This window comes from Streptomyces narbonensis, from assembly GCF_014649015.1.
In the GTDB taxonomy this organism is placed as follows: Bacteria; Actinomycetota; Actinomycetes; order Streptomycetales; family Streptomycetaceae; genus Streptomyces; species Streptomyces narbonensis.
In genome coordinates this window covers 189,357-201,737 of record NZ_BMSF01000008.1, presented here as the reverse complement: position 1 = coordinate 201,737, position 12,381 = coordinate 189,357, and the positions used below count along the sequence as shown (strand labels likewise).

General features: G+C 72.4%; 12 protein-coding genes and 1 tRNA gene. 11 read left to right on the top strand and 2 right to left on the bottom strand.

Features of this window, described 5'->3' with window-relative positions; all coding sequences use genetic code 11:
* Positions 1-19: 19 nt before the first annotated feature.
* Complete coding sequence (locus IE124_RS17490; RefSeq protein WP_189508681.1) at positions 20-850, bottom strand: glycerophosphodiester phosphodiesterase; 831 nt, start codon at positions 848-850, stop codon at positions 20-22.
* Between the two features lie 280 nt (positions 851-1,130).
* Between IE124_RS17490 and IE124_RS17485 the strand changes: the two genes are divergently transcribed.
* Positions 1,131-2,636 carry a S1C family serine protease gene (locus IE124_RS17485; RefSeq protein ID WP_189508680.1) on the top strand — a complete coding sequence of 502 codons (1,506 nt, stop codon included), beginning with the start codon at positions 1,131-1,133 and terminating at the stop codon, positions 2,634-2,636.
* A gap of 110 nt (positions 2,637-2,746) precedes the next feature.
* On the opposite strand, the gene IE124_RS17480 is transcribed toward IE124_RS17485, so the two are convergent.
* Positions 2,747-3,679 (bottom strand): MHYT domain-containing protein, encoded by a 933-nt coding sequence (locus IE124_RS17480; RefSeq protein ID WP_189508679.1) that lies wholly within the window; start codon positions 3,677-3,679, stop codon positions 2,747-2,749.
* Between the two features lie 166 nt (positions 3,680-3,845).
* Between IE124_RS17480 and IE124_RS17475 the strand changes: the two genes are divergently transcribed.
* The 10 genes from IE124_RS17475 (at position 3,846) to IE124_RS17430 (ending at position 12,367) form a co-directional block, all read left to right on the top strand.
* A tRNA-Ser gene (locus IE124_RS17475) sits at positions 3,846-3,932 on the top strand.
* Positions 3,933-4,102: 170 nt separating this feature from the next.
* Positions 4,103-4,627, top strand: coding sequence for an O-acetyl-ADP-ribose deacetylase (locus tag IE124_RS17470; protein WP_189508678.1), 525 nt, complete (start codon positions 4,103-4,105; stop codon positions 4,625-4,627).
* A 420-nt stretch (positions 4,628-5,047) separates the two neighbouring features.
* Positions 5,048-5,353, top strand: coding sequence for a hypothetical protein (locus tag IE124_RS17465; RefSeq protein ID WP_189508677.1), 306 nt, complete (start codon positions 5,048-5,050; stop codon positions 5,351-5,353).
* Positions 5,354-5,561: 208 nt separating this feature from the next.
* The gene (locus IE124_RS17460) at positions 5,562-6,728 is read left to right on the top strand and encodes an acyl-CoA dehydrogenase family protein (RefSeq protein WP_189508676.1); all 1,167 of its coding nucleotides are present in this window, start codon (positions 5,562-5,564) and stop codon (positions 6,726-6,728) included.
* On the top strand, positions 6,725-7,720 hold the full coding sequence (locus tag IE124_RS17455) for a bifunctional MaoC family dehydratase N-terminal/OB-fold nucleic acid binding domain-containing protein (RefSeq protein WP_189508675.1): 996 nt from the start codon (positions 6,725-6,727) through the stop codon (positions 7,718-7,720). Before IE124_RS17460 ends, IE124_RS17455 begins: the two co-directional genes overlap by 4 nt.
* 1 nt (position 7,721) lies before the next feature.
* A complete protein-coding gene (locus IE124_RS17450; RefSeq protein WP_189508674.1) occupies positions 7,722-8,777 on the top strand; it encodes an acyl-CoA dehydrogenase family protein in 1,056 nt (351 codons plus the stop codon).
* The gene (locus IE124_RS17445) at positions 8,774-9,163 is read left to right on the top strand and encodes a MaoC family dehydratase (protein ID WP_189508673.1); all 390 of its coding nucleotides are present in this window, start codon (positions 8,774-8,776) and stop codon (positions 9,161-9,163) included. The genes IE124_RS17450 and IE124_RS17445 overlap by 4 nt, the downstream gene beginning before the upstream one ends.
* A complete protein-coding gene (locus tag IE124_RS17440) occupies positions 9,160-10,326 on the top strand; it encodes a lipid-transfer protein (protein WP_189508672.1) in 1,167 nt (388 codons plus the stop codon). Before IE124_RS17445 ends, IE124_RS17440 begins: the two co-directional genes overlap by 4 nt.
* Positions 10,327-10,507: 181 nt before the next feature.
* Positions 10,508-11,512, top strand: coding sequence for a DUF1906 domain-containing protein (locus IE124_RS17435; protein WP_229832526.1), 1,005 nt, complete (start codon positions 10,508-10,510; stop codon positions 11,510-11,512).
* A gap of 297 nt (positions 11,513-11,809) precedes the next feature.
* Positions 11,810-12,367: a SigE family RNA polymerase sigma factor gene (locus IE124_RS17430; protein ID WP_189508670.1), complete on the top strand. Its 558-nt coding sequence runs from the start codon at positions 11,810-11,812 to the stop codon at positions 12,365-12,367.
* Positions 12,368-12,381: the final 14 nt, after the last annotated feature.

Sequence of the window (12,381 nt, the reverse complement as noted above, 5' to 3'; positions counted from 1 at the left end):
TGACGAGTGGGGCAGGGGCTCAGTCGCGGCCGAGCTGGGCGAGCACCTGCTTGGGGCGGTTGGTGATGATCGCGTCCACCCCCAGGCGTACGCAGAGTTCGACGTCCTCGGGCTCGTCCACCGTCCAGACGTGCACCTGGTGCCCGGCCTTCTGGAGCCGCAGGATCACGGCGGGGTGGTGGCGGACGATCCGGATCGAGGGGCCCGCCACGCGCGCGCCCGCGGGGAGGCGTCCGTCGCGCAGCCGCGGGGTGACGAACTGGGTGAGGGAGACGGTCGGCAGGGTCGGCGAGGCGGCGGCGATCCGGTGCAGGGAACGGGCCGAGAAGCTCATGACCCGTACGGGAGACTCGTCGGGGGACGCCGGGGCGTCGAGTCCGAACCGCTTCAGGAGCTGGAGGAGCCGCTCCTCGACCTGGCCGGCCCAGCGGGTGGGGTGCTTGGTCTCGATGGCCAGCTCGACCCGGCGCCCGGCGTCGGAGACGAGCTCCAGGAGGCGCTCCAGGGTGAGGACGGAGGTGGACTCGGGGTCTCCCCAGTCGGGGCTCTCCGAGGCGTCGTCCCGCTCTTCCCGCTCCTTCCAGACGCCGAAGTCGAGCGCGGCGAGGTCGGCGAGCTCGAGGGCGGAGACGGCACCGCGGCCGTTCGACGTACGGTTGACGCGTCGGTCGTGGACGCACACCAGGTGGCCGTCGGCGGTGAGCCGGACGTCGCACTCCAGGGCGTCTGCGCCGTCCTCGATGGCCTTCACATAGGCGGCCAGGGTGTGTTCCGGGGCGTCCTCGGAGGCTCCGCGGTGGGCGACGACCTGGACGGGGACACTGTTCGGGTGCTGCCGTGCGTGAGTCACGGCGTCATGGTGCCATTGGCGGGGTAGGCGAGGACACAGAGGCTGTCCGTTCTGTCCGTATATAAAGGATGGGGCGCAGATGCACAGCTCCGCCTTACAGCGGCCTGACGTGCTGTGGGAAAAGCTGGTGACAGCATCCTGAGCCAGGCACGACCACCCCACGATCAACCCCGTGCAGCGATCGACCAGTCACAGTCCAGTCGATAGCGGCACATAACAGTCCATAGCAGTCCATAGCAGTCAACAGCAGTCAATGAGCAGTCGACGAGGAGAGCGAGCTGTGAGCACCGAGAACGAGGGCACGGCGGTTCCGGCGGACCCGACTGCCCCGTCCGCCCCTCCGACGCCTCCGACCCCTCCCGCACCTTCGACGCCGCCGACGGCGGAGGCCGTGGCGAAGGAGCAGGCACCGGCACAGGTGTCTGCTCCCGAGCCCACCCCGGCCGCAGCACCGGCACCGGCACCGACTCCGGCACCGTCTCCTGAGCCCGCGACGATCGCGGCTCCCATGCCGCCTGCTCCCCCGGCCTCTGCCCCTGCACCTGCTCCCGAGCCCGCTGCCGTCGGTGGGGCCGGCGGCTGGCCCCCGCCCCCGCCGGCCGTACCGGCCTGGGGTGCGCCCGTCCCGCCCGTACCCGTCGCTCCCGGGGCGCCCAGGAAGCGGACCGGCGGCCTCGTGGCGGCGGTCCTGGTCGCGGCGCTCGTCGCGGGCGGTGTCGGCGGCGGCATCGGCTACTGGGCGGCCCAGCGGGGCGACAGCGAGAGCACCGGCTCGACGACGGTCTCCTCGGGCGAGGCCCCGGCCTCGTTCAAGCGCGACCCGGGCACGGTCGCCGCGGTCGCGGCGAAGGCGCTGCCGAGCGTGGTCACGATCCAGGCGAAGTCCGGCGGATCGCAGGGCGAGGGCGAGGGCGGCACGGGCACCGGCTTCGTGTACGACCAGGAAGGCCACATCGTCACCAACAACCACGTGGTCGCGTCGGCGGCGGAGGGCGGCGCGCTCTCCGTGACGTTCTCCGACGGCAAGACGTACGACGCGGAGGTCGTCGGCCGGGCCCAGGGCTACGACGTGGCCGTCCTGAAGCTCACCGACGCGCCGAAGGGGCTGAAGCCGCTGCCGCTCGGCAACTCCGACCAGGTGGCGGTCGGCGACTCGACGATCGCGATCGGCGCGCCCTTCGGTCTCTCGAACACGGTGACGACGGGAATCATCAGCGCCAAGAACCGCCCCGTGGCCTCCGGCGACGGCCAGGGCGGCGGCAACTCGTACATGAGCGCCCTGCAGACCGACGCCTCGATCAACCCGGGCAACTCCGGCGGCCCGCTGCTCGACGCGAGCGGTGCGGTCATCGGTATCAACTCGGCCATCCAGTCCACCGGAAACGGCTTCGGCCAGTCCCAGGCGGGCTCGATCGGACTCGGCTTCGCCATTCCGGTCAACCAGGCGAAGAACGTGGCCGAGCAGCTGATCAAGACGGGCAAGCCGGTCTACCCGGTGATCGGCGCGACCGTGAACATGACCGAGCAGGGCGAGGGCGCGACGATCGCGGCCCAGGGATCCGGCGGCACCGCTTCGGTCACCCCGAACGGCCCGGCGGCGAAGGCGGGACTCAAGGCCGGCGATGTGATCACGGGCTTCGGCGGCCACGTGATCGACAGCGGCCCCGCGCTCATCAGCGAGATCTGGACCCACAAGCCGGGCGACTCGGTCAAGATCACTTACGAGCGGGACGGCAAGGCGGCGACGGCCACGGTCACCCTCGGCGAGCGCACGGGCGACAGCTAGGGCCTGTCTGGCGGATCGAGGCCGAAGAGGTTCGGGGGTCCGTCCGGAAGCGGGGGAGGGGAACGCCGACAGCCGGCGTTCCCCTCCCCCGTTTCATGCCCGCGTCGGGTCTACGACCGCCACCCGTTGGGAGAGGCGAGGGTCTCGGTGCTCGTCTCCCGCACGTCCCACACCTCTTCGCTGACGACGTCCCCGATGTCGATCCGCGAGACGCCGGACTCGTGGAACTCGCCGAACTCGCCGAACTCGCCGAACTCGCCGAGCTCGCCTCCCTGAGCCCCCTTCCGGTGCGCCGGGCGCCGGCGCGGTTCGTCGTCGCCCATGATCAGCAGCGGGTCGAACATCACGACGGCAGCGGCCAGGACGAGGAAGATCAGCGGGCCGACGAGCATCGGCAGCACGTTCAGGAGCGAGGAGCCGCCGACCGCGTGCGACGCCGCCTCGACCTCCACGCTGACCGCGGCCATCCCCGCGTAGTGCATGCCGGTCACGGCGACGCCCATGACGACACTCGCGCCGAGGCTGGCCAGGAAGCCGCGGACGGAAACGGCTGCCCAGAGCGCGGCGGTCGCCGCGACGACGGCGATGACGACGGACACGACGACGACGGCGGGGGCGTAGGCGATCTGCCCGTTCATGCGCATCGCCGCCATGCCGAGGTAGTGCATGCCGGCGACGCCGAGCCCGGTGAGCAGGCCCGCGATGAGCAGGGGGGCCGGCCGGGTGCCGAGGTAGCCCACGATGAAGACACCGACGCCCACGACGACCACGGCCACGAAGAGGCTGAGGAACGTCAGGGGGGCGTCGTACGAGATCGGGGTCTCCCGCACCTGGAAGCCGAGCATGGCGATGAAGTGCATCGTCCAGATGCCGCACCCGATCGACGCCGCACCGAGCGCGAGCCAACCGGGCTTCCGCGCGCGCTCGGTGCCGAGGGACCTGACCGTGCAGCGCAGCCCCAGGGCGCTTCCCAGACAGGCCATCACATATCCCACGAGGGGTGTGACCATGCCGTAGCTGAAGCCGTCGATCGTGCCGTGCACCCTGCAACCCTTCGGGAATCGCGCGACACAAGCCGCGAAACCCCTATAAGTGGAGATCTTGTGAACAAGGGACTCTAACCCAGTCCCCTCCCCGGCCGAGCCGGCCCCACCCCGCTCCCCAGCCGGTACGCTGTAGCCCGCTCCACCCCAGGTGGGCCGGGGCGAAGGTGGGTTGCCCGAGCGGCCTAAGGGAACGGTCTTGAAAACCGTCGTGGCAGGGATGTCACCGTGGGTTCAAATCCCACACCCACCGCACCAGGTCAGCGCGCGAGTTGACCGGAAGGGGCGCCTCTCGTCGGGGGCGCCCCTTTCTCGTGGCACGGGCCGACGGACGGCCGTTGGTGGGCGTGGTGCCGATGCCGGAAGGCTGGTGGCGGAAAGCTGTTGCCCGGGAGGCGGCGCCGGGGTGAGAGGGTTCTCGGCATGGTGCGGATCGTGCTTGTTCAGGGGGACATCACCGCCGAGGCGGCCGACGCGGTGGTCAACGCCGCCAACTCGTCGCTGCTCGGGGGTGGCGGCGTCGACGGGGCCATCCACCGGAAGGGCGGGCCGGAGATCCTCGCCGCCTGCCAGGACCTGAGGCGCTCCCACTACGGCAAGGGCCTGGCGACCGGCCAGGCCGTGGCGACGACCGCGGGGCGGCTGCCGGCCCGGCACGTGATCCACACCGTGGGGCCGGTCTGGTTGCGGGACGAGGACCGCTCCGACCTGCTGGCCTCCTGCTACCGCGAATCCCTGCGGGTCGCCGACGAGCTGGGCGACCGCACGGTCGCCTTCCCGGCCATCTCCACCGGGATCTACGGCTGGCCGATGGGCGACGGGGCCAGGATCGCCGTGGAGACCGTCCGGGCCGCCCGTACCGAGGTGGAGGAGGTGCGCTTCGTGCTGTTCGACGCGGGGGCGTACGCGGCCTTCGAGGCGGCGGTCGGCAGGCAGGACCTTTCGTAGGGGAATCCGGGGTACGACCCGTAGAAAATCTCCGCCCGTATCGTCGGTGAGTTCGAATTTCGCGTTTCCGGGACTCGCCGGGTCGTCTTTCCGAGAGAAAGATTGGCGGAAAATCTGCCGGAACGCTTCCTCCCTTGCCGTGCGCGGATCCTCCCGGCCGATTACCTCCCTCCGGTCGGCTGAGCTGCGCCTTTCTCGCTTCGCCGGGGTTTATCAGCCTGTCCTCACGCTTGCGGGGGAATAACCCGCTCCGGGGTGGTTCGCCGGGGATTCGGTGGGCAACTCTGGATTCGCGACGTCGAGCACAACGACCGAGGCGGTCGGCCAACTGCCTGGGTAATGGCTGGAGTTCAGAGAAGTTCTGAAGTTCTCGAAGCAGTTCCGTGCACAGCATCAGTTTCAGTTCCCGGAGGAACAGACATGGCAAGCATCCGTACCGCCCGCGTTCTCGCCGCTGCCGCCGCCCTGCCCCTCGCCGCCGCGCTCTTCACCGGGGTGGCCCAGGCCGACAACGGAGGATTCGCGGACGACGGATCGAACACGAGCGTCGCCACGATCATCGGCAGCGGTGTGGGCGGGGACAACTACGGAAACTCGACCACCACGCAGCAGGTGGCGACCGGTTCCGGTGCCTCCAACCAGAACAACACGGCGAGCGTGAACGGCTCCGCGTTCACCGACATCGACCAGTCGAACGCGGTGGTGAACTTCTACCCGTGGTGGTAGCCGGCAGCAGCACGGGAGCCGGCCCGACGGGGGGCGTGACCGCGGTGTGAACGACGGCCTGTACTCCGGTACTTCGGTACCGGGGTGCGGGCCGTCCGCGTTTCCGTGCCCCGCGCCCCCCTCGGGGCGTACGGTCGCCGACCTTGACAGGGGTCCTGAATCTGACGGACAGTCAGAAACCTCAGTCGTCCCACGGGAGGCCGTCGCTGTGCACCTCGCCCCGACCGAGCGGCAGCTGCGGCTGCGCGCCGAACTCCGCGCGTACTTCCGCGAGGTGATGCCCGACGGCCCGCCTCCCCCCGACGACGCCGCCGCCCAGCGCCGGCTGCTCCGCCGGATCGGGTCCGACGGGCTGCTCGGCCTCGGCTGGCCCGAGGAGTACGGCGGCCAGGGCCGCGGTCCCGACGAGCAGTTCGTCTTCTTCGACGAGGCCTACCGGGCGGGCGCCCCCGTCTCCATGGTCACCCTCAACACCGTCGGACCCACCCTCATGAGGTACGGGACCGACGAGCAGAAGGCCTACTTCCTGCCCCGGATCCTGCGCGGCGAGACCGTCTTCGCCATCGGCTACAGCGAGCCCGAGGCCGGCACGGACCTGGCCTCCCTGCGGACCCGGGCGGTGCGGGAGGGTGCGGACTGGCTGATCGACGGGCAGAAGATCTTCACCTCCAACGCCCAGAACGCCGACTGGATCTGGCTGGCCTGCCGCACCGACCCCGCCGCACCGCCGCACAAGGGCATCTCCATCGTCCTGGTCCCCACCGGTGCGCCGGGCTTCTCCTGGACCCCGATCGCGACCGTCGGCGGGCTGACGACGACCGCCACCTACTACGACGGGATACGGGTCCCCGCCGGGAACCTCGTCGGTCCGGAGCACGGCGGCTGGGGGCTGATCACCGAGCAGCTCAACCACGAGCGGGTCGCGCTGGCCGCGATCGGCATGCAGGCCGAGGACTTCTTCGCGGCGGCGCTCGACCGGGCGAGTACCCCCGATCCGGTGACGGGCAGGCGCCGCATTGACGAGCCGTGGATACGGATTCGGGCCGCCGAAGCGCATGCACGACTGGCGGCGACACGCCTGCTCAACTGGCGTTTGGTGGGGGACGTGGGGGCCGGCCGGCTGGCCCCGGGGGACGCGAGCGGCGTGAAGTTCGCGGGAACCGAATCGGCGGTCGAGGTGTATCGAATATGTCAGGAGATCGCGGGCGGGGCGGGGACGGTGCGAGCGGGTTCGCCGGGGGAGTTCGACGGCGGCGAGCTGGAGCGCATGAACCGGGCGGCTCAGATCAACACCTTCGGGGGAGGGGTGAGCGAGGTGCAGCGCGAGATCGTCGCGAGGATGCGGCTCGGCATGAAGGGGAGGGGGCGGCGATGAAGGAGAGGGAGGGGGCGGTGCGGACCGACGGGGAGCCCGCGGCGCGGAGCGAGGAAGGGCGGTCGGCGGACGAGTTCCACGAGCGGATCGCCGCCTTCGAGGGGCGGTCCGCCGCCACCGCCGGGGTCGGCAAGGACCCGGTCAACCTGCCCATGATCCGGCACTGGTGCGAGGCCATGGGCGATGCCCACCCGGCGTACGAAGGGCCGGGAGCGGTCGCGCCGCCGACCATGCTCCAGGCGTGGACCATGGGCGGGCTCTCCGGGCACGGCGACCGCTCCGAGGCCTACGACGAGCTCTTCGCCCTCCTCGACGGCGCCGGATACACGTCGGTCGTCGCGACCGACTGCGAGCAGGAGTACCTCCGGCCGCTGCGGCCGGGGGACACGATCACCTTCGACGCCGTCATCGAGTCCGTCTCGCCGCGCAAGACGACCAAGCTCGGGACCGGGCACTTCGTCACGACCCGCATGGACGTCCGGGCGGACGGCGAACTCGCGGGCACCCACCGCTTCCGCATCCTCAAGTACGCGCCCTCCCGGCGTGCCTCGAAGCCCGACCCGCGCCCGCCGCGGCCCGACGCCGCGGCGCCCCGGCGGCCCCGCCCGGTCGTCAACCGGGACAACGCCGGATTCTGGGAAGGCGTGGCCGCGCACCGGCTGCTCATCCAGCGCTGCGGCGACTGCGCGAGCCTCCGCCTGCCCTGGCTGCCGGGGTGCGCCGAGTGCGGCTCGCCGGAGTGGGACACGGTCGAGGCGAGCGGGGCCGGGACCGTCTACTCGTACGTGGTGATGCACCACCCGCCCTTCCCGGCCTTCGACCCTCCTTACGCGGTCGGGCTGATCGAGCTGGCCGAGGGCGTGCGCATGATCAGCAACGTGGTGGGCGTGCCGTACGACAAGGTCCGGATCGGGATGCCGGTGCGGCTGGAGTTCCTGCGGGTCGACGAGGAGCTGGAGCTTCCCGTCTTCCGCGCGGGAGGGGAGGGCTGACATGGACTTCACCCCCACCGAGGAGCAGGAGGCCGCCCGGGACCTGGCCGCGCGGATCTTCGGCGACCTCGCCACCCACGAGCGGCTCGCGGCAGCCGGCACCGGCAGCGACGCCGAACTGTGGAAGGCGCTCTGCGCGGCCGGACTTCCCGGCGCCGTCGAGGAGACCGGGCTGCTCGGCCTCGTGCTCCTCCTGGAGGAGCAGGGGCGCAGGACCGCACAGGTACCGCTCGCCGCGACCTGTGTGTACGGGATCCTTGCCGTCGCCCGGCACGGCACCGAGGAGCAGCGCGCCCGACTCCTGCCGGGCCTCCGCGACGGTACGACGGTGGTGACGGGCGCCTTCCCCGCGACCGGCGGGGTCGTGGCGCACGAGGGGCGGCTCAGCGGGGCCGTCGAGTGGGTGCCGTGGCTCAGGGACGCCACCCACGTCCTCGTGGCGGACGCGGAGCGCGGGCTGTGGCTCGTCCGCACCGAGGACGCGGCACAGATGGAGAGCGTCGAGCTCACCGCGCCCTGGTCCGCGGGCCGGCTCGTGCTCGACGGTACGGCGGCGGAGCGGCTGGGGACCGGGGCCGGCACCGGTGCTGATACCAGGACCGGGGCCTACGCGGACGTGCTGGCCGCCGCGCGGGTCGCCTTCGCCGGGCTCCAGGCGGGAGTGTGCGCGGGGTCGCTCGCCAGGGCCGTGGAGTACACCTCCGTCCGCGAGCAGTTCGGGCGCCCGCTCTCCACCCACCAGGCGGTCCAGCTGCGCGCCGCCGACGCCCACATGGACACCGAGGCCATCCGGGTCACCGCCTACGAGGCGGCCTGGCGCCACGACGAGGGCCTGGACGCCACCGAGGCCGCGCTGACCACCGCCTGGTGGGCCTCCGAGGCGGGCAAGCGGGTCGTGCACACCGGGCAGCACCTCCACGGCGGCATGGGGGCCGACCTCGACCACCCCGTCCACCGGCACTTCCTGTGGGGCCGACAGCTCGACGCCTACCTGGGCTGCGGCACCGAACTCCTCGCCGAACTCGGCGACGTGCTCGCGAAGGGAGAACCGTCATGAAGCCCGGGGAAGAGCTGCCGCCGCTCACGATCCCGATCACCCGCACCCTGATCGTCGCCGGGGCCGTGGCCTCCCGCGACTACCAGGACGTGCACCACGACGCCGAACTGGCCCGGGAGAAGGGCTCCCCGGACATCTTCATGAACATCCTCACGACCAACGGGCTCGTCGGCCGCTACATCACCGACCACTTCGGCCCCGGCGCGGTCCTCCGCAGGGTCGCCATCCGGCTCGGCGCCCCCAACTACCCCGGGGACACGATGACCCTGAGCGGGACGGTCACCGACGTCGCCGGCGACACGGCGACGGTCCGGGTCGTCGGGGCCAACGACCTGGGACACCACGTCACCGGGACGGTCACGGTCACCGTGGAGGTGGCGCGATGAGCGTCCGCAGCAGGGACAGCCTCGGCGGGCGGGCGGCCGTGGTCGGCATCGGGGCGACGGAGTTCTCCAAGGACTCGGGTCGCAGCGAGCTCTCCCTCGCCACCGAGGCCGTGCGGGCCGCCCTCGACGACGCAGGACTCACCCCCGGGGACGTCGACGGCCTGGTCACCTTCACCATGGACACCAACCCCGAGATCACCGTCGCCCAGGCCGCCGGCATCGGTGAGCTGTCCTTCTTCTCCCGCGTGCACTACGGGGGCGGGGCCGCCTGCGCCACCGTCCAGCAGGCCGCGCTCGCCGTCGCGAGCGGGGTCGCCGAAGTCGTCGTCTGCTACCGGGCGTTCAACGAGCGGTCAGGGCGCCGCTTCGGCTCCGGCGTCCAGCAGCGCGAGCCCTCCGCCGAGGGCGCCGCGCTCGGCTGGCAGCTTCCCTTCGGGCTGCTCACCCCGGCCTCCTGGGTCGCGATGGCCGCCCAGCGGTATCTGCACACCTACGGGCTGACCCCGGACGCCTTCGGCCACGTCGCCGTCACCGACCGGCGGCACGCGGCCCGCAACCCCGCCGCGTACTTCCACCGGAAGCCGATCACCCTCGCCGACCACGCCGCCTCGCGCTGGATCGTCGAGCCGCTGCGCCTCCTCGACTGCTGCCAGGAGACCGACGGGGGCCAGGCGATCGTGGTCACCTCCGTCGAGCGCGCCCGCGACCTGCCGCGGCCGCCCGCCGTGATCCTGGCGGCGGCCCAGGGCGCCGGACGCAGACAGGAGGCCATGACCAGCTTCTACCGGGACGAGTTGACCGGGCTGCCGGAGATGGGCGTCGTCGCCCGGCAGCTCTGGCGGACGGCCGGCCTCGCGCCGGCCGACATCGACGTGGCCGTCCTCTACGACCACTTCACCCCGTTCGTGCTGATGCAGCTGGAGGAGTTCGGCTTCTGCGGTCCGGGGGAGGCGGCGGACTTCGTCGCGGCCGACGCGATCCCGCTGAACACCCACGGCGGTCAGCTCGGCGAGGCCTATCTGCACGGCATGAACGGCATCGCGGAGGCGGTGCGGCAGCTGCGCGGCACGTCCGTGAACCAGATACCCGGCGCGGCCCGGACCCTGGTCACCGCGGGCACCGGGGTTCCCACGTCCGGGTTGATCCTGGGCACGGACGGCTGACGGGACGGCCTCAGCGGTGGCCGGGCGGGGCGGGCGGCTCTTCACTCGCGCCATGAGCACAAACGCACCGCCTTCGCCCTCGTCGCCGTCCCCGTCCCCGACCCCGACTCCGTCCTCGGGTTCGCCCTCATCCGTCCGTCCGCCGTACGCGCGGTCCGCGCCGCCTCCCGGGGCGCGGGCCGTGGCCACCGCCCTGATGGCGGCGATGGCCGGCGCGGCCCTCCTCGCCGGTCCGGCCGGCGCCTCGGCCGGGACGCCCGCCCTGTCGGCCCCCGCCCCCGGGGCACCCGTCACCGTCCCGGCTTCGGCCCCGGCCGCGCCCGGAGCCGAAGCGGAAGCCGCAGGGGCCGAAACGGAAACCGCCGGAGCCGGAGCAGGAGCAGGAGCCGGCACGGAAACCGCAGGAGCAGGAGCCGACGCGCCCGTGCCGCCCGCCCCCGCACCGCGGTTCGCGGGCAAGGCCTTCGACACCTGCGAGGCGCCGTCTCTCACGGTGATGAGGGCCTGGCTCAGGTCTCCGTACCGGGCCGTCGGGGTCTACTTCGGTGGCCGGGGCCGTGGGTGTCCCGGCCAGAAGGAGCTGACCCCCGCCTGGGTCGCCTCCGCCCACGCCATGGGCTGGCGGCTGCTGCCGCTCTTCGTCGGCTCCCAGGCGCCGTGCGTCCACTCCGCCGCGAAGCGGCCGTACGCCATCGGCACCCGTCCTTCGAGCCAGGGCGCTCAGGAGGCGGGCGAGGCGGTGCGGGCGGCGGGGGCCCTGGGGATCGGCGCGAACAGCCCGCTGTACCTGGACATCGAGGCGTTCCGACTGGAGGACACGAGCTGTGCCGCCACCACCCTCTCCTTCGTCCGAGCCTGGAACCGGGAGGTGCGCCGCCTCGGCTATGTGCCCGGCTACTACAGCAGCGCCGACACCGGGATCCGGCAGATCGAGGAGGCGCGGAAGGCGGGTACGCCGGATCTGCCCTCCGTGCTGTGGTTCGCGCGCTGGCGAGGCGCGCCCGCGCTGTACTCGGAGACCTCGCTGCACCCGGAGGCCTGGATGCCGCACGCCCGGATCCATCAGTACGTGGGGAACGTCGCCGAGTCGTACGGAGGACACCGGGTGCTGATCGACCGGAACGCGGTGGACGCGCCGGTCGCCCGCGTCACGACGGCGACGGAAACTCCCGGTTCGACCAAGTAAAACCCCGATGGCGACCCCGTCCCGACCCCACCCCGACCCCGCCCCGGCCCCGTCCCGGCCCCACCCCGACCCCGTCCCGACCCCACCCGGCCCCGTCCCGGCCCCACCCCGGCCCCGTCCCGGCCCCACCCCGGCCCCGTCCCGGCCCCACCCCGACCCCGTCCCGACCCTGACTCCGGTGCGGGGCGACTCCACCCAGAGGAGGTCCGGCCGTCCTCTCTCCTCCGACCTGAGGCGGACCCCGGTTCGGGACCTGGGGCCGATCCGCCGGGCGCGGTCCGCTTCTAGCGTGGAGTCATGACTCCGCCACCCTCTGGCCCCGTCTGCACCGGCGCCTCGAAGGCCGCCCTCGGCCACGTGCCGTACCCGTCGTTCTCCTCGTACGTCCGGGCGCGTGGTCCCGTGCTGCTGCGTACGGCGCGCTCCCTGACCGCCAACCCCTGCGACGCCGAGGACCTCCTCCAGACCGCGCTCGCGAAGACCTTCATGGCCTGGGAGCGCATCGAGGACCAGCGCGCCCTCGACGGCTACGTCCGCCGCGCGCTGTTGAACACCCGTACGTCGCAGTGGCGCAAGCGCAAGGTCGACGAGTTCGCCTGCGAGGAGCTGCCGGAGCCGATCGGCCTCCCGGAGCCCGACCCGGCCGACCGCCAGGTGCTGCACGACGCGATGTGGCGCGCGGTGATGAAGCTGCCGGAGCGCCAGCGCCAGATGGTGGTGCTGCGGTACTACGAGGACCTGAGCGAGGCCCAGACCGCCGAGGTGCTCGGGGTCTCGGTCGGCACGGTCAAGAGCGCGGTGTCCCGGGCGCTGGGCAAGCTCCGCGAGGACCCGGAGCTGACCCCCGTACGGTAGGAAACCGCGCGGAA